Source organism: Candidatus Methylacidiphilales bacterium (genome assembly GCA_025056655.1).
Taxonomy (GTDB): Bacteria; Verrucomicrobiota; Verrucomicrobiia; order Methylacidiphilales; family JANWVL01; genus JANWVL01.
Genome location: JANWVL010000132.1, coordinates 1 through 23,269 on the forward strand (window position 1 = coordinate 1; position 23,269 = coordinate 23,269).

The 23,269-nt window shown below is 52.3% G+C and carries 20 protein-coding genes; 7 read left to right on the plus strand and 13 right to left on the minus strand.

Annotated elements, in window-relative coordinates:
• Positions 1 to 271: 271 nt before the first annotated feature.
• From NZM04_08365 to NZM04_08385, 5 genes are all read left to right on the plus strand, one after another.
• The gene (locus NZM04_08365) at positions 272 to 1,894 is read left to right on the plus strand and encodes a sodium-dependent transporter (GenBank protein ID MCS7064036.1); all 1,623 of its coding nucleotides are present in this window, start codon (positions 272 to 274) and stop codon (positions 1,892 to 1,894) included.
• Positions 1,891 to 2,037, plus strand: coding sequence for a hypothetical protein (locus NZM04_08370; protein MCS7064037.1), 147 nt, complete (start codon positions 1,891 to 1,893; stop codon positions 2,035 to 2,037). The genes NZM04_08365 and NZM04_08370 overlap by 4 nt, the downstream gene beginning before the upstream one ends.
• Positions 2,038 to 2,071: 34 nt before the next feature.
• Positions 2,072 to 2,719 carry a sigma-70 family RNA polymerase sigma factor gene (locus tag NZM04_08375; GenBank protein MCS7064038.1) on the plus strand — a complete coding sequence of 216 codons (648 nt, stop codon included), beginning with the start codon at positions 2,072 to 2,074 and terminating at the stop codon, positions 2,717 to 2,719.
• A gap of 22 nt (positions 2,720 to 2,741) precedes the next feature.
• Positions 2,742 to 3,224 carry a hypothetical protein gene (locus NZM04_08380; GenBank protein ID MCS7064039.1) on the plus strand — a complete coding sequence of 161 codons (483 nt, stop codon included), beginning with the start codon at positions 2,742 to 2,744 and terminating at the stop codon, positions 3,222 to 3,224.
• Positions 3,225 to 3,368: 144 nt separating this feature from the next.
• A complete protein-coding gene (locus tag NZM04_08385) occupies positions 3,369 to 4,349 on the plus strand; it encodes a S1C family serine protease (protein ID MCS7064040.1) in 981 nt (326 codons plus the stop codon).
• A gap of 11 nt (positions 4,350 to 4,360) precedes the next feature.
• On the opposite strand, the gene NZM04_08390 is transcribed toward NZM04_08385, so the two are convergent.
• From NZM04_08390 to cysK, 7 genes are all read right to left on the minus strand, one after another.
• Positions 4,361 to 5,338, minus strand: coding sequence for a class II aldolase/adducin family protein (locus tag NZM04_08390; protein MCS7064041.1), 978 nt, complete (start codon positions 5,336 to 5,338; stop codon positions 4,361 to 4,363).
• Between the two features lie 75 nt (positions 5,339 to 5,413).
• On the minus strand, positions 5,414 to 5,647 hold the full coding sequence (locus NZM04_08395) for a DUF4032 domain-containing protein (GenBank protein ID MCS7064042.1): 234 nt from the start codon (positions 5,645 to 5,647) through the stop codon (positions 5,414 to 5,416).
• Positions 5,648 to 5,693: 46 nt separating this feature from the next.
• The gene (locus NZM04_08400; protein ID MCS7064043.1) at positions 5,694 to 6,755 is read right to left on the minus strand and encodes an Mrp/NBP35 family ATP-binding protein; all 1,062 of its coding nucleotides are present in this window, start codon (positions 6,753 to 6,755) and stop codon (positions 5,694 to 5,696) included.
• Between the two features lie 42 nt (positions 6,756 to 6,797).
• Positions 6,798 to 10,352, minus strand: coding sequence for a DNA polymerase III subunit alpha (dnaE, locus tag NZM04_08405; protein ID MCS7064044.1), 3,555 nt, complete (start codon positions 10,350 to 10,352; stop codon positions 6,798 to 6,800).
• A gap of 53 nt (positions 10,353 to 10,405) precedes the next feature.
• Positions 10,406 to 11,881, minus strand: coding sequence for an N-acetylmuramoyl-L-alanine amidase (locus NZM04_08410; GenBank protein MCS7064045.1), 1,476 nt, complete (start codon positions 11,879 to 11,881; stop codon positions 10,406 to 10,408).
• Entirely contained in the window at positions 11,878 to 13,092 is a 1,215-nt protein-coding gene (locus tag NZM04_08415) for a glycosyltransferase family 4 protein (GenBank protein ID MCS7064046.1), read from the minus strand. The genes NZM04_08410 and NZM04_08415 overlap by 4 nt, the downstream gene beginning before the upstream one ends.
• Before the next feature lie 54 nt (positions 13,093 to 13,146).
• On the minus strand, positions 13,147 to 14,109 hold the full coding sequence (gene cysK / locus NZM04_08420; protein MCS7064047.1) for a cysteine synthase A: 963 nt from the start codon (positions 14,107 to 14,109) through the stop codon (positions 13,147 to 13,149).
• 62 nt (positions 14,110 to 14,171) lie between these two features.
• Between cysK and NZM04_08425 the strand changes: the two genes are divergently transcribed.
• Positions 14,172 to 15,143 carry a tyrosine recombinase gene (locus NZM04_08425; GenBank protein MCS7064048.1) on the plus strand — a complete coding sequence of 324 codons (972 nt, stop codon included), beginning with the start codon at positions 14,172 to 14,174 and terminating at the stop codon, positions 15,141 to 15,143.
• A 222-nt stretch (positions 15,144 to 15,365) separates the two neighbouring features.
• On the opposite strand, the gene metE is transcribed toward NZM04_08425, so the two are convergent.
• The 6 genes from metE to NZM04_08455 all read right to left on the minus strand — a co-directional run bounded on the left by metE (position 15,366) and on the right by NZM04_08455 (position 22,593).
• A complete protein-coding gene (gene metE, locus NZM04_08430; protein ID MCS7064049.1) occupies positions 15,366 to 17,690 on the minus strand; it encodes a 5-methyltetrahydropteroyltriglutamate--homocysteine S-methyltransferase in 2,325 nt (774 codons plus the stop codon).
• A 30-nt stretch (positions 17,691 to 17,720) separates the two neighbouring features.
• Positions 17,721 to 19,061, minus strand: coding sequence for a bifunctional folylpolyglutamate synthase/dihydrofolate synthase (locus NZM04_08435; GenBank protein MCS7064050.1), 1,341 nt, complete (start codon positions 19,059 to 19,061; stop codon positions 17,721 to 17,723).
• 94 nt (positions 19,062 to 19,155) lie between these two features.
• Positions 19,156 to 19,986, minus strand: a complete 831-nt coding sequence (gene accD / locus NZM04_08440) for an acetyl-CoA carboxylase, carboxyltransferase subunit beta (protein ID MCS7064051.1) — start codon at positions 19,984 to 19,986, stop codon at positions 19,156 to 19,158.
• Between the two features lie 113 nt (positions 19,987 to 20,099).
• On the minus strand, positions 20,100 to 20,825 hold the full coding sequence (locus NZM04_08445; GenBank protein MCS7064052.1) for a ComF family protein: 726 nt from the start codon (positions 20,823 to 20,825) through the stop codon (positions 20,100 to 20,102).
• Positions 20,826 to 20,828: 3 nt separating this feature from the next.
• The gene (locus tag NZM04_08450; GenBank protein MCS7064053.1) at positions 20,829 to 21,701 is read right to left on the minus strand and encodes a CPBP family intramembrane metalloprotease; all 873 of its coding nucleotides are present in this window, start codon (positions 21,699 to 21,701) and stop codon (positions 20,829 to 20,831) included.
• Between the two features lie 19 nt (positions 21,702 to 21,720).
• Entirely contained in the window at positions 21,721 to 22,593 is an 873-nt protein-coding gene (locus NZM04_08455; protein MCS7064054.1) for a PEP-CTERM sorting domain-containing protein, read from the minus strand.
• A gap of 344 nt (positions 22,594 to 22,937) precedes the next feature.
• Here NZM04_08455 and NZM04_08460 point away from each other — a divergent pair, with 344 nt between their 5' ends.
• Positions 22,938 to 23,258 carry a hypothetical protein gene (locus NZM04_08460; GenBank protein MCS7064055.1) on the plus strand — a complete coding sequence of 107 codons (321 nt, stop codon included), beginning with the start codon at positions 22,938 to 22,940 and terminating at the stop codon, positions 23,256 to 23,258.
• Positions 23,259 to 23,269 lie beyond the last annotated feature (11 nt).

Sequence of the window (23,269 nt, forward strand, 5' to 3'; positions counted from 1 at the left end):
GGGAGAGGATCAAGGGGGGAGGGTAGAGAGTGTTTGGCAATGAGAAGCCAAGGATAGGAGAGAGGAAGAGCTAAGGGAAGAGGCCCTCCGCGGAGAGGGGGGAGGGGATCTCTGCGGAGGGGTGGAAAGCGGCGGGGCGCTTTGTTTCCCGCCGCAGTGCAAAGCGGGAGTGCGCTGCGCTTAGCTCTCGCAGTGCAAAGGGGAGGAGTGGGGTGAAGTTTGGGTTTGCGTGATGGGGGAGGGTGTGTGTATTGTGGGGGCTTAGTTTTTTATGCGGCGACGAGAGCGAGAGTTGTGGTTGTCGAAGTTGGGAGTGATATTGGCGGTGGTGGGGAGTGCGGTGGGGTTGGGGAATTTTTTGAGGTTTCCGGGGTTGGCGGCGCAGTATGAGGGTGGGGTGTTTTTGATTCCGTATTTTATTTCGCTGATTTTTTTGGGGTTGCCTTTGGCTTGGGCGGAGTGGGCGATGGGGCGATATGGTGGGGTGAGGGGGTATCATTCTTCGCCGGGGATTTTTCGGCAGTTGTGGCGGAGTCGTCTGGCGCCGTATGTGGGGGTGTTGGGGTTGTTGGTGCCGGTGGGGGTGTATATGTTTTATGTGTTGATTGAGGCGTGGTGTCTGGGGTATTTTTGGGGTTTTGTGAGGGGGGATTTTTCGGGGATGGGGTTTAATGCAGAGGGGTATCGGGCGTATTTTAATGAATTTACGGGTGCGGCTGCGGATGGGGAGCTTTTTAGGCAGGGGTTGGGTGGGGTGGGGGTGTTTTTGTTGATTTGTTTGGTGTTGAATTTTTGGACGGTGTATCGAGGGGTGTCGAGGGGGATTGAGCGGGTGTGTCTGGTGGCGATGCCGCTTTTGATGTTGTGTGCGATGTTGGTGTTGGTGCGGGTGTTGACGCTGGGGACGCCGGATCCGGCGCGGCCGGAGTTGAATGTGGTGAATGCGCTGGGGTTTATGTGGAATCCGCGGGATTTTGGGCGGCTTTTGGATCCTGAGATTTGGATGAAGGCGGCGGGGCAGATTTTTTTTAGTCTTTCTGTGGGGTTTGGGGTGATTATTACGTATGCGAGTTATTTGCGGCGGCGGGATGATGTGGCGCTTTCTTCGACGACGGCGGTGGCGGGGAATGAGTTTTGTGAGGTGGTGTTGGGGGGGTTGATTACGGTGCCGGCGGCGTTTATTTTTTTGGGTGCGGCGGGGGCGAGTGAGGCTTTGGGGTCGAGTTTTAATTTGGGTTTTGTGACGTTGCCGATGGTGTTTGCGGCGATGCCTGTTGGGCAGTTTTTTGGTGCGGTGTTTTTTTTGTTGCTTTTTTTGGCGGCGTTTACGAGTTCGATTTCGATGTTGCAGCCGGCGGTGGCATTTTTTGAGGAGGGGTTGGGGTTGGGGCGGCGGGCGGCGGTGCTTTTTTTGGGTTTTATTACGGTGTTGGGGAATTTGTTGGTGATGTATTTTAGTAAGGATTTTAAGGGGTTGGATACGATTGATTTTTGGGTGGGGACGGTGGCGATTTTGGCTTTGGCGGGGACGCAGATATTGTTGTATGGGGTGGCGTGGGGGAGGAGGGCGGGGCGAGCTGAGTTGGATCGGGGGGCGGTGGTGCGGGTGCCGTGGTGGTTTGAGCCGGTGATTTTGTATGTGTCGCCGATTTTTTTGGGGTTGATTTTGGTGTCGACGGTGGTGATGAAGGCGGGGGAGTATTGGGGGGCGTTGATGGGGAGTGTGGCGGCGCAGGTGACGTTGGGGTTTGTGGGGGGGGTGGTGTTGTTGTTTTTGGGGTTGATTCATGTGGCGGTGGGGCGTTGGGAACGTGAGGAGGCGGCGGAGAAAGGGGGGGGCGTGAGGGGGAATTGTGACTTGGAAGATGGTAGGGGAAGGAGGAGGGGGGTATGAGTGTGTGGGGTTGGATTTTTATGTTGGGGGCTGTGGTGGGGATTAGTGTTTTCTTTTTTTGGACGGTGTGGAGGGTGATTCGGGCGCCCAAAGATCGAGTGCATGGGGGGGTGGAGATTGAGGTGGAGGATCGGGATGAGTGATTGTGAGGGAGATAGGGTTTGGTTATATTGGTAAATGATGGATGAGGCGAGTGGTCGAGAGCGTGTAGGGGGGGAATTGCCAGATGAGCATTATGTGCGGTTGGCGTTGGGGGGGGAGGTTGGGGCGTTTGATGTGTTGATCGAGCGGTATAAAAGGAAGTTGTATGTTTATGTTTTCAATATGATCGGGCATCGGGAGGATGCTGATGATGTGTTGATGGATGCGTTTATTCGGGCTTACCAGAATTTGCATCGATTTCGGGGTGGGGCTTCTTTTTCAACATGGCTTTATCGAATCGCACACAATCGGGCATTGGATTTTCTAAGGCGGAATAAGATGCGGCAAAATATTTTTAAGGAAAAATGGCATGCAGAGGGAGAGGAGGCGGGAAATGAGACTGCGGAAGGGCAGGTCAAAAGCGAGGTCCAGGAGATACGGGATGAGAGTGTGGCTGGGGATGTGGGGCGTGGGGTGCAGAATCGGGAGCTGGAAAGGAAGTTGAACGAATGTTTGCAAAAATTGTCTGATAATCATAGGGCTGTGGTTGTTATGTATGATATTCAAGGAAAAAGTCATGAGGAGATTGCAGCAGTGATGGGGTGCTCGGTGGGGACGGTGCGTTCTCGGTTGCACTATGCTCACGCGCAGTTGCAAAATTGCTTGAAGGATTATTTGAAGTGAGTAGAAATTTTTATGTCTTTGTATGAGAAACGATGATAAGTCGGTGTTGTTGAGCCAGCTTTTGCGTGGGAGGGATCGTTTACCGGATGGGGTTGATTTGGAGAATTTTTGTGTGCGATTTGATCGTGCACTGAGGGAGCGGATGATTCGACGGCATAGCTTGAGGATGGAGTTGCGAGATAGGATAATGGGTCTGTTTAATTTTAATCCGATGTTGAGGCTCAGGTATCTTGGAGCGGGGGTAGCGGTGTTGGTGTTAGTGTTTGGTGTGTATTTTGGGGTGGGGTGGAGGTGGGGGGAGGAAGTCGAGTTGGCTTTGAGCAAGTCGCTTTCTCTGCCAGCACAGAACGTTAGGTATGTGGGTGGTGACGAGGTCTTTGTGGGAACGCATCAGAATGATGAGGCTTACAACGAATTGATACTGAAAAACAAAGGGGTGAGAGCTACTGTTCGATACGTTTCTGCAGACGAGCCGTATCTGGCGGATTCTGCTATGACTTTTTGATTGAATGTGGACGTTTTGTTGAGAATGGAAGTAAAAGTTAACTCGTTGTGTGGAAGAAGGTGTAGGGCAATCATTGCTGGTCTTTTATTTGTATTGGAGGTGACGGTAATAGGTGGAATTTGCGAGATCAAAAAAGCGTCGTCCGTGCTAGAGAGCATTGGGGCAGAGGTTGAAGCAGTTTTTGAATCTGCGCGGCCTGCTGTAGTGAAGGTTAAGGCCCTTCATGGTGGAGTGACGTTTTGTGGCAGCGGGTTTTACATTAATGAAAAGGGGCACGTTATTACCGCTTTGGCGATAATCGGGGATTCTCAAGAGGTGCAGATTGTGGATTCAAGCGGTAGTTATCGGGCTGATGTCCTAGGAAGAGATCCTCGCACTGGCTTGGCCTATTTAGTCCGGAAACTCGCCATTAGTGGAAGCCATGGCGAGAAAGAATTAAATATTGATCGAACACCTTACTTAAAATTTGCCGAGGATCATGATCTGAAGCCTTCTAGTCCTGTGATTGCGATTGGCTATCCGCTGGATTTGCCTCCGACACCAATATTTGGTTTTGTGACAGGTTTCGACGCCTTCTATAACAACAGATTATTTGCCACTACCCACATACGGAGTGATATAGGCTTAGCACCTGGCCAACTCGGAGGACCGATGCTTAATCCCAAAGGAGAGGTGGTAGGAATGATGGTAATCGCCGCGGAGAGGGGACGGTTAAGTTTCGCAATACCGGCTCGCGCGATTAGCAAGGCAGTAAAAGATATCGCGAAATACGGTAAGGTGCGGCATGGATGGGTTGGAATAGGGGTTCACGAGAGTCAAGATAACGGAGGTGGAGAGCGCAAGACGCAGGTTTCAATTCTATTTCCTAACACACCAGCAGAAAAAAGTGGGCTCCAGGTAGGAGACATTCTTCTTCAGGTAAATGGGAAGGAGATTCGTAAACCGTCAGATGTGTTGGATATTGCCTACTTTAGTCAAGTGGGTGAAAAAGTGCCCGTGACTGTCTTGAGAGGGGACAAAGTCCAAACGTTCGTTTATGAAATTGTTGAAAGGCCATCACCGAATTTAGTTACTCCCCCTCCAGCTGTAGCCGAAAACGCAAACGCATCTTTACCTGCAAAGTAGATTTTAGAGTGCTATTCGTCTAGCCTAATAGCTCTTCTTGTAAAATTTAGTTTGGGTTTTTCGGAGCTTCTATCCTCATCGAAAAGGGGCACTTCAGGTCTCACAGTGAGGTTCTCGGACGTTGTTGTTGGACTTTCAATGTCTTTACTTACCGGCTGTTTGCATTCCGAAAGCTCCCCTAAAGTAGATTTATTCGATGCATCCTGACCGCTGATTTGGGCTTGCTCTTTGATAAGGTCATCCGACGTGGTCGATGAAGGATTAGATTTTGAGATCATAACCTCATTCATCTGGAGCAGCCTTAAAAGGTTAGGGGTGGAGAGGAATGTCGGACCACCTAACAAAGCTGCGCCTAGCCAAACTTGGGCAGCCTTCTCTACTGTGTAATATGCGCGTAATGCCTCTTGTTCATTGCCGCCTAAAGCAATCACTCCATGATTTTGTAGTAACAACAATTTTATGGGGCCTACTAGAGAAGTCCGTTGACCCTCGAAATTAAATTTTATAGCGAGCGTGGTAGCAAGCCCAGGGTCTGCATAGGGAATGAACAAAGAGTTTAAGCCATATGCTAAAGTCTCCTCTGGCAGAATTCGATGCTTTGCAAATTCTCGTGCACGTGGCGAGCATAGGATTTGGTTTGTGTAGGTAGGATGGCCATGCAAAACGCAGTTTACTACTGGCAATGAAAGAAGATAAGCACAGAAAGCAGCATCTGGACTCGGAGGAGCACCATCAGGTTCTAGTAATGCCTCCCCTAAAGCCAAACTTAACTCTTTCTCAGTAGCTCGTTCACCTTTATTCAATATTGCCAGCAATGGTGCTGAACGATACAGTTGAATAGCATAACGTAACTCTGCTTTTCCTGCTACGTTGGGGGGAATACAGGCTAGGCAAAAATTAGCTTCATCTATTTTTATCGCTGCAGGCGCATGTCCAATCGGTAAAGTTAAATAATTTTCTGCCGGCAAAGCCCCTAATAAAAAAGTCATCGCCTCACATGCCCGACTCGTCACAGTTTCATTGCCCATAAAAAAAGTTTTTAGGGGTATTCGATCTCTGTCCCATCACGAGTGAGAGTCTCCCTTAAGCCTTTCCTTCTTCCAACGCGCACGATGCTTCGTCATCCAATCCACTAACGCACGCTCAAAGCCGATGTCATACCCGAGCCGCTCACTCTCAATCCATTTGTGTTTTAGTATCTCCTCTCTTTCAGCCAAAAATTCCTTATAGATTGCTGAATTCTTCACAAAATCAGCCCCATTATCACTGTCCCCCTGCTGTGAAGATGCATTCGACATAGGATAATTTAATGACCTATCTTGATTTATGTCAACTCCTCACCCCTTACTTCATCGTCGTAATCAAAAGTTCTGCCACTTTATTCACTGCTCTCATAAACGCTTTCGCCCCATCACTAAGCTCATTACGGAGCACTACCGGAATTCCGTCGTCACCGCTCTCCCTCACTTCAAGCTCGATCGGCACCTCCGCTAGTAGCGGCACTCCCATCCGCTCTGCTTCTCGCTTTCCACCCCCTTCTCCAAAAATAAAATAACGATTCCCATCATTCGGGCAAACAAAGTAACTCATATTCTCAATCAACCCGAGCACCGGCACATTGACCTTTTTAAACATCTCACAAGCCTTGCGAGCATCAATCAATGCAACCTCTTGCGGGGTCGTTACCACTACAGCCCCACTCAGAGCGACAGTCTGAACAATCGTCAACGCTATGTCCCCTGTCCCAGGCGGTAGGTCCAATATCAACACATCCAAGTTTCCCCAGGCCACTTGCTGCAAAAATTGTTGTGTATATCGCGTAACCATAGGCCCGCGCAGCACCGCTGGAGAACTATCCCCTAAAAAAAAACCCATACTCATCACCCTCACACCGTGAGCCACTACAGGCACCAATCGATCTTCTTCATCCACCAAAGGTTCCACATCCGTAGCTCCAAACATCAATCCCATGCTCGGTCCGTATATATCACAATCGCACAACCCTACCTCGAAGCCTACCTTCTGCAGCCCCACGGCCAAATTAGCGGCTACTGTAGATTTACCCACACCTCCCTTACCACTCGCTACAGCGATGATATAGCGCACACCCCTGATGCCTTCGGGTGAACTTCTCCCGCTTCCCCCGATCGGATTGATTCTTTCCACGTCTACTTTCACGTCTACTTCTGTTACGCCTTCAATACCCTGCACGGCTTGCATTACCGCTTCATATATGGCTTGAGGGACATCCATGTTTTCTGTCCGCACAATGATCCCGACGCCGACACGACTTCCATCGATGTAGATATCCTTCACAATCCCAAATGAAACAATATCCCGAGAAAAACCAGGGTATTTCACCTTGCGCAAAGCTTCCAAGACCATTTCACGACTGATGGTTGGCATAAAACTTAGATAGATTTCAAACTGCTTCGCATTCCCTTAAAATCAAGCGTTACTCAAAGCTTGGCCTCCCCGCTGCCGATTTTTTAAGACTCGCGATGAACCGTTATTCGCCGCCTGCTTAAAACTCACAAACCGGACGTGACCCTTCCCCAAAATACTCTCAACACCTTTTAAAAAAGCCTCTACAGGATTCACGGTCATCCGGCATTCAACCGTAACTTCTCCCCCCTTACAGCAAGCGATCTGCAAGAGCACACGTGCCTTGCCAGGATGCCGTAAGAAAAGTCGAACTAAATCTCGATACACAGATTCAATCGCCTGCTCCACATTCACCCTCAAAATTACAGCCTGATAATAAAGGCGGCGCGCCTCATCTAGCCGCACGATTTCTTGCACGTGGAGTCTCAACGCTTCCTCCTCCCAATCCACCCGCGCCGTTACGACATAAAAACCGTAAGTCTCGATACCTTCACGAAGTTTTTCATAGACACTGCTGGAGACAAAGGCCTCTGCCGTTCCACTCAAATCCTCTACGACAAGCTTTGCCCAAGGTCGTTTATCCCTACGCGTCAAGGCGACCTCCACGCTAGATACAATCACGCCAATCCTCACGATCCCTCCTCTTTGCTCTCCCTTTTGTAAATCCGCAATACAAGCCGTGCTTAACTCCTCAATCTCATCCCGTATTGAGTTCAACGGATGACCGCTGAAATAAAAGCCCAGATATTCTCGCTCAAAATTCAGTAACTCCGTCATACCCCACTCTTCCCCCCTTTTTTCTTCACTTTTTTCAAGCTCATTCTCCTCGACCCATTCGACATCTCCAAAAAGATGCACCTGCCCAGAAGATCGCTCACGAGCTCGCATGCTAGCTCTTGCCAAGGATTCATCCATTTTGTTGTAAAGCCTTTTTCGACTCAACCCAAGTGCATCTAAAGCTCCTGTCTTAATTAAAGCCTCCAGACATTTCTTATTAAAAGAACGGCCTGCAATCCGCTCACACAAATCATCCAAAGACCGAAATTCTCCTTTCCCTTCTCGCGCTCTTACGATTTCTTCGGCCGCGCCTTCACCCACCCCTCTTATAGCGGCTAGCCCAAAACGAATCGCATCGTCCTCCACGGTAAAACGCACGTCACTTTTCTGTATGCAGGGCGGAAGCACTTTGATCCCCATTCCACGTGCTTCTTGAACCAACGGCACGACCTCATCCGTATCTTTCGCATTTGACATTAGCGCAGCCATAAACTCCACAGGGTAATGTGCCTTCAACCAAGCTGTCTGGTAGGCCACTAGCGCATACGCCACACTGTGCGATTTGTTAAAACCATACCCTGCAAATCGTTCAAGCGTATCAAAAATCTCCTCAGCTAATCGCTTCTCGATCTGATGACATTCCTGGCACCCCCTGACGAATCGCTCTCTTTGCCGAGCCATCTCTTCTGGCTTCTTCTTACCCATCGCACGACGCAGCATGTCCGCCTCCCCTAGCGAATAACCAGCAAGCACATTCGCGGCTTGCATCACCTGCTCTTGGTAAATAATCACACCATAAGTTTCTTTCAAAATCGGCTCCAGCAGCGGATGAGGATAAACAATCGGCTCTTGACCGAATTTCCGCCTCACATAAGTGGGGATATTTTCCATCGGGCCCGGCCGAAAAAGTGCCAGCACGTCGCTGATTTCCCCGATCGTTTGTGGCTTGACCTTACGACATACCTCACACATGCCTGAAGATTCTAGCTGAAAAATTCCGGTGTTTTGCGCGTTAGCGATGATTGCAAAAGCCCGAGGATCATCTAGCGGGATTTGATCCATATCGACTCGCACCCCTTTGGATTTTTCAATCAGGCGCACCGCATCCTCGATCACCGTTAAGTTTTTCAATCCCAAAAAATCCATCTTCAGAAGCCCAAGCTCAGCCACATAATCCATCGCATATTGAGTCGCCCGGACGCCCTTATCATCCTGATAAATCGGCACCACCTTAGACAAATCCTCATCCGCAATCACCACAGCCGAAGCGTGAATGCCGACTTGTCGAGTCAGTCCTTCTATGGCTACAGCAAAGTTAATCACCTCACGGACCTGATCATCTTCATCATAGAGACGCGCAAGCTCTGGTATCGCTCGAAAACCTTCTTTCCCTTTGCTTTCGCCTTTCAGAGTAAACTTCAAATCCCTCTCTGGCACAAGCCGTGCTAAGCGGTCGCCATCTGAGAAGCTTAATCCCAGTGCCCTTGCCACATCGCGGATCGCATTCTTAGCCTTGATCGTGCCAAATGTAGCAATCTGCGCCACGCAGTCGCGCCCGTATTTATCTATGACGTATTGGATCACCTCGTCGCGTCGCCGTGTGCAAAAATCTACATCAATATCTGGAGGAGAAACTCTCTCCGGATTTAAAAACCGCTCAAAAAACAATCCATATTTAAGTGGATCGACATTGGTGATTCCGAGCACGTATGAAATCAGGCTTCCGGCTGCACTACCACGGCCAGGTCCTACGGGAATTCTTTGTTCGCGGGCATATCGGATAAAATCCCACACCACTAAGAAATAGCTCGTGAATCCAGATTTCTCGATGATTTCAAGCTCGTAGCGAAGCCGTTTTTCGATAGACGCCTTCTCCACATCCGATGACTGCTGGTAACGTCTTTGCATTCCTTCTAGACACAACTGCTCTAGATAAGCCTCAGGACTTAAGCCATTCGGAGTGCGATATTTTGGATAACGATTCAATCCAAACGGTAATTCCACCTTACATTGCTCGGCAATTCTCAACGTATTCTCTAAAGCATCTGGAAATTCTATAAACAACTCGTTCATTGCCCGAGCATCCTTAAACCAGAGTTGATCGGTATCATATCGAAGTCGATCCGGATTATTCCGATGCGCTCCAGTCTGAATGCACAGCAACAAATCATGCATCTCTTGATCCTCATGCCTCAGATAATGCACATCATTACTTGCCACGAGGTTCACACCCAACCGCTTCCCAATCTCTCGATAGGCCTCCCGTAGCCGCTTTTCTTCAGGTGTGCTATGGTTTTGTATTTCCAAATAAAAATTTTCTCTCCCAAAAATTTCAATCAATCGCCCAATTAACCGCTCCGCTCCTCGTATATCATTCCCCAACACGCATTGCGCGATTTCACTCTTCATGCAGGCCGATGTGGCAATCAGTCCCTCGCTCAGCTCTCCTAACAACTCCCAATCAATGCGAGGCTTGTAATAAAAGCCTTCCAGGTAAGACCTTGAAACTAACTGCACTAGATTTTCGTATCCCTTGAAATTCTTGGCTAGGACCAAAAAATGCGAGCTTGTAAATCCATATTGAGGATGCCGTTGTCTTTCGAAACGACTGCCAGGTGCTACGTAGACTTCACATCCTAAAATCGGGTTTATCCCGCGGGCCTGGCATTCGTGGTAAAACTCGATCGCGCCAAACATGTTCCCATGATCAGTGATCGCCACAGCTGGCATCCCCCACTCGGCTGCTTGAGCCGCTAATTCTGCGGTGCGACAAGCTCCATCCAATATACTGTATTCAGTGTGAACGTGTAGATGCACAAACGGTCGCAGCCCCTTCGACATAAGCCTGTTTATTTTAATAATAAGAATTCATCTCCGCTGGCTTTCATTTCGAACTAGGAACTATGGTGTGCCGAGTTGATGACCAGCTCGCTGTCACCGTAAGCCTTCAGGAGTCCTCTGACGACTCCTTCGGCATATTCTCTAAAGATACTTCGAAATTTTGTCCCCTCAATTTCTCGTTCTCCCTCATAGTCACCCGCTAAAAGACGCAAAGCTACTATGCGATTGTTCATAAAATAAGGCTCGGTGACCACTACAGGCCCTGGATACTCTCGATTGGCTGCTAAATTTCTGGCAATAACATAAGGATTCTCTGGATCGAGTTGACGCGTAGAAGGGCTGTCACCATATAGCACTGGTGGCAACTTTGTTATCTCTGCAAATGCTTCGGCAATTTTACTCGCCACATAAAACTCAGTAGCATTCGTTCGAGAAAGTAGTTTTTCAAATAACGCGAGCCGCTGCGAGGCATGGGCTAGTTCCGATGGCATATAAGCGCCGTGAACGAAAAACGTATTGCGATTATCAGTCGTCAATTCTCCACGTCCACTCGTAGGTGTTGCATTAATGTATAACACCAAGGTGAGGTCCGCTTGAAATTCCTTTTGCAACTTCTCCGCTCTTGCCACCTTTTCAGCAGTCCGCGCAAAAATGTAATTGGCCACACGAATCAGTCGTTCACCGAGCTGACGATCTTGCTCCTCGATCGGTAAATGTCGCAGGCGTGCAGCGACATCCGGGCTTCGCTCATAAATAGCCTTTCGGGCTTGTTCATACAGATCCTTCGGTCGCACTGTTGTGACCGGCTCAGTTGTTTGGCGTGTAAGAAAGACTGTGGCACCGTATTCTTCGAGTTGTTGTCGAATTAAATGCGCGGTGATGATGTTAAAATCGCCTTCTTGCACTGTTCCTATACCTGGGAACTCGACTGAACGCATTTCGATCGGCCCCCATGCTCCGCCAATGTGTCCAGGATCGATTGCGACCCTTAAACCAGAGAGCGGTTTGGCTTGTGGATTTTGAGAACGTTGAGCTTTAAACTCTCGAGCCGTGCGATAAACACGAGGAACTGCTCTCACCTCGCTTGGACTTCGGGCAAAATTAAGCGTAAAGACGTGTTGCGCTCCTGGCTCGTCGATAGGACGGTCGTAAATTTCCACCATTTCATCATGAAGACGTATATAATTTCGGAGCGCGCCTTGTGGATCATAAAGCAAGTTGAGTTTATCCTCAAAAACGGTGCGCGTGATAGTGTAGTGATATTTTTCTAGGCGTTGCCACTCAGAGGCCTGAATGGGTGGGGCCCAATCCTCTTCCTCTTGGGGGATATTAGCTTCGGCTGTAGGAACTGAAGGAGCAGCTTGAGTTGAATCCGACGATGCTTCTTGTGGCTGAATTTCAGATGCAGAAGAGACTTCTGGGGCCGGATTTTGTATAGATTCCATGGCTTCTTCGTTTTGAGCAAGGACGATTGTGAGCGCAGCCAGCATAGCCACTGTAGCAGATAAGTGGACTAAGATAGGATTCATGCGCCATCTCCTATGATCACTTGAATGTGTTTTGGGATCAACTCTGCTTCGGTGTATCTGCTGGCTACTTCTATCATTTTGTGAGATCGACGTCCTTTACCCTTAGCCTTAAAATGTAGAATCGCCTCGACAAGCTTCTCTACCTCACCGTGAGAAATAGCACGCATAGCCTCGTCATCAGCGACTGCATCGACGAGTTCCGTCAAGTGACTTGGCCTGGGGGTTAAGCAAATACAGGGGATCCCAAGGGACATAACGTTGTAAATTTTACATGGATGAATCATCCCGACGAAGGGATTTCCCATCACGACCAAATGAAGATCTGCAGATGACAGCGAAGCTGCGAGTTTTTCAAAAGGTTGATAAGGCAGGCAAAGGATTTGATCTGTCAGGCCGTTTGCTTCACGAAAGGCTTGCACTTTTTTATATTCAGTGCCCCCGCCTACAAAGCAAAAGAGCACTTCCCTGTCTTCTCTCAATTTTAATGCAGCCTGAAGCACTGTATCCAGAGGATGACACGGGCTATGATTGCCGGAATACATGATAACGAAACGGTCCTCGATCCGGTGCTCTCGACGAAAAGTCTCGCGGCCTCGCAGATCATAAGCTCCACCTTCTCGTAGAGCCCATGGGGGTAAGATATGAATTTTATCTTCCTCGACGCCCTTGAGACGGATTCTTTCAGCCATGAACGAATCGAGCACGATCGCTGCTTGAGCCGCGTTCAGACTTAATCGAGAGACTTTCTCTAAAATTTTTGCTGGAGCGCTTTCTTCTGCGAGCCAGCCTGCCGCGATTGCTTCGTCTGGATTTAGATCCATAATCCAGTAGACAAACCGTGCTTGCCATGCCTTTGAAAAAAGGACTCCTAGGACGGATATTAAAGGCGGCGTCGTTAACGTGACAATGACATCGTGCTTTTGTAGCTTGAGAAGCTCGAAGAAACAGCTTAGCGCATAAGTTGCAAAATCAATAGCTCGCTTCCATTTGGCGCTTTTGCCAAGCCCAGCATGCCATACACGCCGAATTTTTACGCCGTTCTTCAACTCCTTTTTCGGATATGACAAGGAAGGATTATCGTAGCCGCGACGACTTGTGACTACGGTCACTTCGTGACCCTCTTTGACAAGGGCTTCGGCCAGTGCCGCTTGCTGTTGGCCTGTAGCTGCAGGATCGGGAGGATAGACTTGGTTGATGAATAAAACTTTCACGAATCTTTTGATCCGTTGCAGCTATAGGGTAGAGAGGCAGGCTGTGTGGAGATTTCAAGCACCCAAGGCTCGTTTGGCTTCATCCGCTAGTGGGGTGCTTAGATAACGTTCTCCAGTGCTGCAGGCAACCGTTACAATGAGTTTACCTTTGTTCTCCGGTCGCTTGGCTACTTCTAAAGCTGCATGAACGTTGGCTCCTGAGGAGATGCCTGCGAGTATGCCTTCCTCCAAAGCTAGTCGCCGAGCCATTACGAAAGCTTCTTCGTTGGTAACGGTAATTACTTCATCGACGATACTTAGGTTCAAATTCTTTGGCACAAAGCCAGCTCCGGTTCCTTGAATTTTGTGGGGTCCGGGCTTAATAGGTTCTCCGCGGAGAGTCTGGGTGATGACGGGTGAGTCTTTTGGCTCGACGGCGATGGAGCGAAGGGAAGGCTTGCGTCCTTTGATGACTTCGCTCACGCCGGTGATCGTGCCTCCGGTGCCGACTGCTGCGACGAGGATATCAATTTTACCATCGGTATCTCTCCAAATCTCTTCTGCTGTGGTGCGGCGATGAATCTCTGGATTGGCTGGATTTTCAAACTGTTGGGGCATCCATGCTCCTGGCGTCTCGTTTAGAATCGCATGGGCACGATTGATTGCGCCTCGCATTCCCTCTGCTGCTGGAGTTAAGACGAGTTTTGCGCCGAGCAATGCCAATAAGGTGCGGCGTTCTAGGCTCATGCTTTCCGGCATCGTGAGAATTAGCGGATAACCTTTTGCTGCGCAGACGAAAGCGAGAGCGATGCCGGTGTTGCCTGAGGTCGGCTCTACGATAACAGTGCCTGGCTTAATTCTTCCCTCACGTTCAGCGGCCTCGATCATTGCGGCACCGATGCGGTCTTTTACGCTTCCGAGCGGGTTTCTGAATTCACACTTCAGGGCAATTGTGGCCTCGACGCCTTGTGTGATGCGGTTGAGTTTAACTAGCGGGGTGTTTCCTATAGACTCGACGATATTGTTGAGAAGTGGCATATTTGAGGAAACATAACTTCTCGCTCGAGAAAAGACAATATTCTTCCATATCCTCTTCATGTATGCTTAACAGCGAGCCGAGTTTTTCTTCGAACTCTTCTGAAAACCTTTGGGCAAAGGAAATAGAAGCTTGCATGGCTTGGCTCGCTGTTGAGAAGAGCCACGCCGAAAAAACGCAGATCAATGATCTCACCCATCTCCGGCATTTTCAAAATTGGGCGCATAAGCAAGGCCTCCTGGATCTCAGCTCGATCAGGGAGAGTCATCTCTACGCCTATTTTGATGAGCAAAAGCGTCAACGTCGCTGGAGCCCATCCACCCTTAAAATGGCTGCAATTGTCCTTCGGCATTTCTTCAGCTTCCTCCATGATGAAACGCTTATTCCGCACAACCCCGCCGAGCATCTCGCCATTCCAAAAATTCCCCAACGTCTGCCGGCCTCGCTTCCGACGGACTTTCTTGAGCGCATCTTTCTAGTCGCCGCAGCCGATAAGACTCCGCTCGGCTTGCGCAACCTCGCCATCCTCGAGGTGCTCTACGGCTGCGGTCTGCGCGTTACTGAGTTGATCACTCTTCTCATCGAAAACTATCTGCCGGCAGAGGGATTCCTGCGCGTCATCGGCAAAGGAAACAAAGAACGCCTCGTCCCGATCGGAGCGAGAGCTGCTGAAGCGCTTGAAAACTACTTTCGCGAGGCGCGTCCTCGACTTGCTAGGCCAGCGCGACCCGTTCCAGAAATTTTCCTCAATGAACATGGAGCCCCTCTCACGCGTGAGCGCATTCGCCAAATCCTTCGTGAACTGCTCAAAAAAGCTGGGATTCGAGCGAAACTCTACCCCCACTTGTTGCGCCACACTTTTGCTACGCATCTCGTCCGACGAGGAGCGGACCTCCGCGCCATCCAAGAAATGCTCGGCCACGCCAGCATCACTACGACTCAAATCTACACGCATGTCGAGATCGAGCGGCTCAAAAGCGTTCACAATCTCTACCACCCGCGACAACGTTCTTTTGGGGCTTTTGATGGGGGCTGAGGGAATTGGGGGATGATCGGTGGGAATTGACTCTGTTGCATTTGTTGCGGGGATGCTTTTGGGGATCGGTATGCTGTGATTGGGGGGGTGGATGTCTGCGTGTTGCGGGAGATTCTTTGGGATTGGCAGTGGAGATGGGGATGGATGGCGGTTTTTTCTGGGGTGATTGATGGGAGGGGGATGGGGTTGGATGGATATGGGTTTGTGGTTGATTGTTGTTGGTTATTTGGAGTTTTGTGTGGGGGTGTGTTTTTGGCGGAGTTGGTGTGCGGCTGTGACCATGTTTTTTAGGGAGGCTTGGACTTCAGGCCAGTTGCGGGTTTTGAGACCGCAGTCGGGGTTGACCCAGAGGTTGTGTGGGGGGATGAGGGAGGCGGCTTTTTCGAGGAGCTGGGTCATTTCTTCGACGGTGGGGACGCGCGGGGAGTGGATGTCCCAGACGCCGGGGCCGATTTCGTTCGGATAACGGTAGCGGGTGAAGGCGTCGAGGAGTTCCATGTTGGATCGGGAGGTTTCGATGGAGATGACGTCGGCATCGAGTTGGCCGATGGATTCGATGATGTCGTTGAATTCGGAGTAGCACATGTGGGTGTGGATTTGGGTGGAATCGGCGACGGGTGAGGAGGCGATGCGGAAGGCTTCGATTGCCCATTGGAGGTAGTGGGGGCGGTCGGCTTGGCGTAGTGGGAGGCCTTCGCGGAAGGCGGGTTCGTCGATTTGGATGATGCGGATGCCGGCTTTTTCGAGGTCGATGACTTCGTCGCGGATGGCGAGGGCGATCTGGCGTGCGGTGTCGCTGCGGGGGATGTCGTCACGGACGAAGCTCCATTGGAGGATGGTGACGGGGCCGGTGAGCATGCCTTTGACGGGGCGGGAGGTGAGGGATTGGGCGTAGGTGGTCCATTCGACGGTCATGGGGTGTGGGCGATGGACGTCGCCGTAGATGATGGGGGGCTTGACGCAACGGGAGCCGTAGCTTTGGACCCAGCCGTTTTGGGTGAAGATGAATCCGTCGAGGAGCTCGCCGAAGTATTCGACCATGTCGTTGCGCTCGAATTCGCCGTGGACGAGGACGTCGATGCCGAGGTCTTCTTGGATGCGGATGCATTCGGCGATTTTTTGGCGGATGAAGGTGTTGTAGGCTTCTTGGGTGATTTGGCCGTTTTTGAGTTGGAGGCGGGCTTGGCGGATTTCGGGGGTCTGAGGGAAGGAGCCGATGGTTGTGGTGGGGAATGGGGTGAGGTGGAGGGCGGCGCGTTGGTGTTGTTGGCGGATGGGGAAGGGGGAATGGCGGCGTGCGTCTTCTGGGCGAAGGGTGGCGAGGCGGGAACGGACTTCTGGGCGGTAGGTGTGGGGGTGGTTGCGGCGGGACTGTAGGATGGATTGGTTTTCTTGGAGGAGGGTGGCTGGGGCTTGGTGGGTGGCGATTTGGGCGAGGGCGGTGATTTCGTGGAGTTTTTCTTCGGCGAAGGCGAGCCAGCTTTTGATCTGTGGGTCTAGTTTAGTCTCGTGACGAAGGGAAATTGGCGAGTGAAGGAGGGAGCAGGAGGGGGCGATGAGGAGGCGGTCGGGGCCGAGGGATTGGAGGGCGCGTTGGATGAGGGAGAGGGACTGGGTGTAGTCGTTGCGCCAGATGTTGCGGCCGTCCACGACGCCGAGAGAGAGGGAGAGGTTGGCGGGGATGGAGGGGAGGAGGTCATCGAGCTGGTGTGGGGCACGGGCGAGGTCGAGGTGGAGGGCGTCGATGGGGAGGGAGAGGGCGATGGGGGCGTTGTCGCGGAGGTCGCCGAAGTAGGTGGCGAGGAGGATTTTTGTGTTGGGGATGGATTGGCGGATGGTTTGGTAGGTGGGTGGGAAGGAGTTTTTCCAGGTGGGGTCGAGATCGAGGACTAGGATTGGCTCGTCGATCTGAATCCATTCGGCGCCGAGTTGTGCGAGGCGTGAGAGGATTTCTGTGTAGGTGGGGAGGAGCTTGGGGAGCAGAGAGAGTTTATCGAAGTGTGGGTCTTGGGATTTGGAGAGGTGGAGGTAGGTGAGTGGACCGAGGAGGACGGGTTTGGTGCGGATGCCTAGGGCGAGGGCTTCGTTGAATTCGTCGAAGGGTTTGGAGGTGGCGATTTTGAAGGTGGTGGTGGGGGAAAGCTCGGGGACGATGTAGTGGTAGTTGGTGTCGAACCATTTGGTCATTTCGCTGGCGGCGATGCCTTGTGGGTGGCAGCAGTCGGCTGTGGCGCCGCGGGCAATGGAGAAGTAGAGGGTGAGGTCAACGGTGGGTTGAGTGTGCGGGAATCTTTGGGGGATGTTTCCTAGGAGGCAGCTCATGTCGAGGACTTGGTCGTAGAGGCTGAAGTCGTTGGAGGGGATGAGTTGGATGCCTGCTTGTTTTTGGAGGGTCCAGTTTTGTATGCGGATTTGGGAGGCGGTGTGGAGGAGGGAGTCGGCTGTGGATTGGCCTTTCCAGAAGGATTCGAGGGCGCGTTTGAGTTCGCGATTGGAGCCGATGCGGGGGAAGCCGAGGTTGTGGGTGAGGAGATGGGATGGGGTCATTGGGCGAGGTTATGGGGGGAGGGGGATTTGTCAATGGTTGAGTTTGTGGTTTGGGGGGGTGGGGTGGAGGAGGTCGTTGAGGTGGCGCTCGGCAAGGAGGTCGGCGGGGATGGAGCTGTGGTGTGCGAGGACTTCGCTGACGAGGCGGAGGGAGCCGGTGATGAGGGTGGGGATTGGGGGGAGGGTGGGAAGGCGTGCGGCGATTTCGGGGTAGGGGGCGATGAGTCTTGGGGTGATGGGGTGCCAGGCTTGGGTGAGTGTTTGGATGGAGGCGGCGCGGGGGTCGGGGAGGGGGACGAGTATGAGCTCTGCTGTGATGGGGCGGAGGGGTTCGATGAGGGCTGGGAGGTCTTTGTCGGCGAGGGCGCTGAAGATGAGGCGCGCGGGGGGGAGGCTGAAGGTGTGTTGCCAGGTGTGGGCGAGGGCTTGGGTGGCGGAGACGTTGTGGGCGCCATCGAGGAAGGTGGGGGGTGAGGGGTTGAGGAGTTGGAGGCGGCCTGGCCATTGGGTGGAGGCGAAGGCTTGCTGGGCGGCTTGGATGCGGGTGGCGGTGTTTTGTTTCAACGGTAAAAGGAGGGCAGCTTGTAGGGCTACGGCGGCGTTGTGGATTTGGTGGGGGCCGCGTAGGGAGAGGTGGAAGGGGTGGTCGGCGAGGGTGGTGGGTTGGAGGTAGTCAGGAGGCTGCGGGTTGAGAGGTTGTTTTTGTGAGATGAGGCTGGAGGCTTCATGGATGGGGGCTTGGAGGGCGCGGGCTTTGGCGATGAGGACTTGGTGGGCTTCGGGGGGTTGTGGGGCAAGGATGAGGGGGACGTGAGGCTTGATGATGCCGGCTTTTTCTGTGGCGATGTGGGTGAGGGTGGGGCCAAGGAGGTCTTGGTGGTCGTAGCCGATGGGGGTGATGCAGGTGAGGAGGGGTTGGACGACGTTGGTGGCGTCGAGGCGTCCGCCGAGGCCGGTTTCCCAGACGATGAAGTCGGGTTTTTCTTCGGCGAAGTAGAGGATGGCGAGTGCGGTGAGGATTTCGAAGAAGGTGGGGGTGATGGAGAGGCGTTGGGCGGTGGTGTGGAGGGTGGAGAGGTGGCGGGCGAAGGTTTCTTGGGGGATGAGTTGATGGCTGATGCGGATGCGCTCGCGGAGGCTGATGAGGTGGGGGGAGGTGTAGAGGGCGGTGCGGTAGCCGAGGTGTGTGAGGAGGGCGTGGAGGAAGGCGGCTGTGGAGCCTTTGCCGTTGGTGCCGGCGATGTGGATGAAGGGGAGGTGGTGATGGGGGTTGCCGAGGGCTTGGAGGAGGAGGGAGATGTTGTGGAGGTCGAATTTTGCGCCGAGGTGACGGTAGTGGCTGAGGAGGGCGACGGCTTCGCGGTAGGTCATCGAGGAGTGGAGGATTTAAGGGGGATGGCGGCTGTTTGTTTCTCCGAAGGTGTGTAGGGAGAGTGAGGAGGCTGGAGGGCAGATGGCGGAGGGTTTAGCGGTCGAGGTAGCGGAGGAGTTGAGCGAGCTCGGCGCGCATTTGGTGGCGGTGGATGATGCGGTCGATGAGGCCGCGGTCGAGGAGGAATTCGGCGGTCTGAAATCCTTTGGGGAGTTCTTGGTGGGTGGTTTCTTTGATGACTCTGGCGCCTGCGAAGCCGATCATGGCTTTGGGCTCGGCGAGGATGAGGTCGCCGAGGGAGGCGAAGGAGGCCATGACGCCGGCCATGGTGGGGTTGGTGAGGATGGAGATGTAGGGGAGGCGTTTTTCGGCGTGGCGGGCGAGGGCGGCGGAGGTTTTGGCCATTTGCATGAGGCTGAACATGCCTTCATACATGCGGGCGCCGCCGGAGGCAGAGATGATGATGAGGGGGAGACGTTTTTCGGTGGCGAGCTCGATGGCGCGGGTGATTTTTTCACCGACGACGGAGCCCATGCTGCCGCCGAGGAAGTTGAAGTCCATGATGGCGAGGACGATGGGGATTTTTTCGATTTTGCCTGTGCCATAGAGGGCAGCGTCTTTGAGGCCGGTTTTCTTTTTGTATTCGCGGAGGCGGGAGGTGTAGGATTTGGTGCCTTTGAAGTCGAGGATGTCGACGGAGGTCATGTCGGGGTCGTATTCTTGCCAGGAACCTTCGTCGAGGAGGAAGCGGAGGCGTTGAGGTGCGGAGATGGCGAAGTGATGACCGCAATGTTTACAGACCATTTGGTTGTCTTCGAGTTCTTTGGTGTATAGGACTTCTTTGCATGAGGGGCATTTGGTCCAGAGGCCTTTGGGGATGTCGGTTTTTTTGGTGCCGGCGGGGATGGCAGGCATTTCGGGCATGGTGTCGGCTTCTGGATTGGTGGGGGTGGGGGGTGGGGCGGTGGGGGGTTGGTCGCTTGGGATCATAGGCTCAAAGGAGTGGTGACGTCAGGGGTGGAAAGTTTGGCACGCATTTATGCACGGGCGATGGTGAGGGCTGCGACGAATCGAGCGCCGTGTTTTTTGAGGATATGGGCGCAGGCTTCGGCTGTGGCACCAGTGGTGAGCACATCGTCTATGATTAGCAGGCTGAGGCCGTGGACGTCAAACTTTGGATTGAGGATGAGGGCTTGGTTGAGGTTTTGGAGGCGTTCGGAGCGGGTGAGGAGGGATTGCTTGGGGGTGTGGATGATGCGTTGGAGGCAGGGGAGGTATGGGAGCTGGTGGTGTTTGGAAAGGGCTAAGGCGAGGTCTTCGGATTGGTTGAATGTGCGGTCTGCTTTTCGTATGGGGTGGAGGGGCACGGGGACGACGCCATCCCAGGGAAGATGCGCAGCGAATTGGCGGTAAGCCTCTTCGATCCAGGAGATGAGGTGAGGGAGCCAGGTGTGGACGTTTTGGTATTTGTATTGGATGATGGCTTGGCGGACGGTGCCTTTTTCTTGATAGGGGGCGCGCGCCCAGTCGAGGTATCGGATGAAGTCGGCGCAGTTGCGGCAGGAGGGGATGGGAATGGGATTATCTGGATGAATGGGAGTAAATATGGGTGCAGCGCAGCGGTGGCAGAATGGACGATGGATGGGGATGAGGTCAAACGTTGAAGTGTCTGTCGGAGGGAAAAGTAGGTCTAGGGTGTCGCGGATGGTTGTTTCGATGAAGCTTATGAGTATGGGAGGGATGAGGGAGGCTAGGGTGGGCACGTCTTAAGATGGTTTGGTGGTATGAGTTTGGGGCTTGGGATTGGTGTGGGCGCGGCAGAGGAAGGTTGTAGTCAAGACCATTGCTAGCCATGCGATCGGGCTGGAGATTAGGTTTTCGCACCATGGGGGGCAATCGGGGGTGGGATGAAAGGCGCGCATGGTAGCTTTTTGTCCAAGGATCCAGGCAGCATGGAGGCCGATAGGGAGCCAGAGGGAGTCGCTTGTGTGACGTAACCATGAGAGACAAAGGCCGGCGATTAGGAGGCCGAGGCCGCGAGGTTCGGTAAAGCAGGTAAAGGCAGCGCGGTAGGCAGCTTCAGAGAGGGCTTGAAGGCCGCTTAAGGTTGTGACGGGGGCGTCTGAAGGCCAAGGGGGGACTTTGATGAAATGGAGGGTGGCAAAAGAAATGGATGTAAGGAGGAGGGCTGGCGATGTGGAAAGGGCACGGCAGAAGGCGTATTGGGCAAAGCCGCGGAAGAGGATTTCTTCAACGGGGGCGACGAGGATTGCGGGTAGAAGGCCTGCTAGGAGGGGGGTGAGGGTGTAGAAATGTTCGTTTGGGATGTGCCAGCCGAGGGCGGTGTGGATGAGGATGGTGGCTGTGGTTGAGATTAAGCCGGCAAAGAGAGCGATGAGGATTTTTGTTAGGGGTTGAGAGGAGGGTTTCCATCCGATTGTTTCTGCAGAAGGGATTTTGAGCAAGGTAACTAGCAGCGGGAGCCAGAGAATTGCAGCGATGAGGTAAGCACGGTTGACGTATCGGTGGAAGGGGTAGGTGAGAAATTCGTTAAGAGCGTGGTAGAGAAATGGGGCTGCCAGTGCTGCCGAAAAGAGGACTAGGAAGAGGTAAAGGAGTAGTGCAGCAAGGGGATGCAAGGGGGAGTGAGATTTGTTTCTAAGTGGAAAGCCGTTTTTTACTGCGTGAGAACCAAAGACAGGAGGCTGCGCCTAGGATCAAGAGTGCATAGGTCGAGGGTTCGGGGATGTTTGTGACGGAGAGGATTTCAGGTTTGTAGGCTGCGATGGTGGCGTGGATGGTCTGGTTGCCATTTACGGAAGTGTTGACTGGTTGACCTGTGTGGGCGGTGACAGCGAACATCATGCCGACGAGTTCCCATTCGGTGCCGTTGTAGTAGAATACCCCTCCGCCTGAATCGTGAGCTGCACCTTGTCCGTAGTCTTCGGAAAGTAGAAAAGTGGTGTTAAACGACCAATTTGGGCCATTGCCTGCATCGATAGGGGTGGGAAAGTATTGAACGATATTTCCGTAGCCCCATTTTTTGGAGGTGGTGGGGAGCCATGGGTAGCCTTGAAAAGCGACTGGGTTGGTGCTTGGGGGGATGGTGACCCAACCGGCGTCCCATTGGATGAGGGAACCTTGATCAAATCCGAAGCCGATCATTGTGACCTGGGAGCCTGGTGATGGGGGTGTGGAGTTTAGCGGTAAAGGTGTAAGCCCTGGGTCTCCGTTGATTTGGAAGAGGATCATGTCAGCGTCGTTGGGGCTGAGTGTGGTGAGCCGGTGTGAGGTGCCTGTGTAGGTGTAAGTGGTGCCTCCTAAGATGAGATTGCCGGGGCCGACGTGGAAGGCGGTCAGTGCCCAGCTGTTGCCGAGATAGATAGCGGATGAGCCGTTGACCTGGCCTATGTAGTTCCATGGGGCACCGTTTGTGGGGGGCATAGCGTTATTCGTAGGGTCGCCGAACGTTATAACGGCATGAAGATTGGTGGAAAAAGGAATCAGGAGGAGAAGTAAAAGTTGACGCATGGTTGGGAGGTTGAGTCCAGATTGGCATGTGTATTGGGAAGGAGTAAAGTTATTTTTTTAATTTTTCTGCCGACATTTTGAGGAGCGAGTTTGGTGAAGGTGCAAATTTGGAAGAACTGAATATGGGTAAATTGAAAGTGAGCTCATGAGGTGAGGTTAGGTGGGATTCGCTACATGGATCTGGTGATGCACGTGCAAAAGAGGTTAGATTGGATGTTAGGTAAATATTTAAACTTGGTTTGGATCGATGATGTGATGATTGAGCAGTGTCTCGATAGCGCGTCAGATCACGCTGGATTCTTGACTTTTATTGGTAGCAAGGCAGCGTGTGAGGCGTCTGAGCTATGGTTCACCATATAAGCTTACTGGAAACCCGGACAAACCTCACTGCTGAGATGATTGAGAAGCTCATGGTAGAGTTGCGCATACGTCTTTTAAAGGTTTCGGATGTGAATAATCTTAAGGTTGGTAAGCGGATCGATGGTTCGGACAACAATTTTCAACTGTTTTATGCGTTCGACGTAGAGAACATGGACAAGCTTCGTCTCTTTAAAGAGAGCGCAGTTTATGCGCAGTTTACGCGACAGATCCTCGATCCATATGTGATTAGGTCATGGCAAATGAATTTTGAGATGGAGCCTGGGAAAGATACTCGATATTCATAACTTTAAGCCCT

Coding starts and splice junctions, on each gene's coding strand:
- NZM04_08365 (MCS7064036.1), top strand. CDS start 272: ATGCGGCGACGAGAGCGAGAGTTGTGGTTGTCGAAGTTGGGAGTGATA.
- NZM04_08370 (MCS7064037.1), top strand. CDS start 1,891: ATGAGTGTGTGGGGTTGGATTTTTATGTTGGGGGCTGTGGTGGGGATT.
- NZM04_08375 (MCS7064038.1), top strand. CDS start 2,072: ATGATGGATGAGGCGAGTGGTCGAGAGCGTGTAGGGGGGGAATTGCCA.
- NZM04_08380 (MCS7064039.1), top strand. CDS start 2,742: ATGAGAAACGATGATAAGTCGGTGTTGTTGAGCCAGCTTTTGCGTGGG.
- NZM04_08390 (MCS7064041.1), bottom strand. CDS start 5,338: ATGACTTTTTTATTAGGGGCTTTGCCGGCAGAAAATTATTTAACTTTA.
- NZM04_08395 (MCS7064042.1), bottom strand. CDS start 5,647: ATGTCGAATGCATCTTCACAGCAGGGGGACAGTGATAATGGGGCTGAT.
- NZM04_08400 (MCS7064043.1), bottom strand. CDS start 6,755: ATGCCAACCATCAGTCGTGAAATGGTCTTGGAAGCTTTGCGCAAGGTG.
- dnaE (MCS7064044.1), bottom strand. CDS start 10,352: ATGTCGAAGGGGCTGCGACCGTTTGTGCATCTACACGTTCACACTGAA.
- NZM04_08410 (MCS7064045.1), bottom strand. CDS start 11,881: ATGAATCCTATCTTAGTCCACTTATCTGCTACAGTGGCTATGCTGGCT.
- cysK (MCS7064047.1), bottom strand. CDS start 14,109: ATGCCACTTCTCAACAATATCGTCGAGTCTATAGGAAACACCCCGCTA.
- NZM04_08425 (MCS7064048.1), top strand. CDS start 14,172: ATGCTTAACAGCGAGCCGAGTTTTTCTTCGAACTCTTCTGAAAACCTT.
- metE (MCS7064049.1), bottom strand. CDS start 17,690: ATGACCCCATCCCATCTCCTCACCCACAACCTCGGCTTCCCCCGCATC.
- NZM04_08435 (MCS7064050.1), bottom strand. CDS start 19,061: ATGACCTACCGCGAAGCCGTCGCCCTCCTCAGCCACTACCGTCACCTC.
- accD (MCS7064051.1), bottom strand. CDS start 19,986: ATGCCCGAAATGCCTGCCATCCCCGCCGGCACCAAAAAAACCGACATC.
- NZM04_08455 (MCS7064054.1), bottom strand. CDS start 22,593: ATGCGTCAACTTTTACTTCTCCTCCTGATTCCTTTTTCCACCAATCTT.
- NZM04_08460 (MCS7064055.1), top strand. CDS start 22,938: ATGGTTCACCATATAAGCTTACTGGAAACCCGGACAAACCTCACTGCT.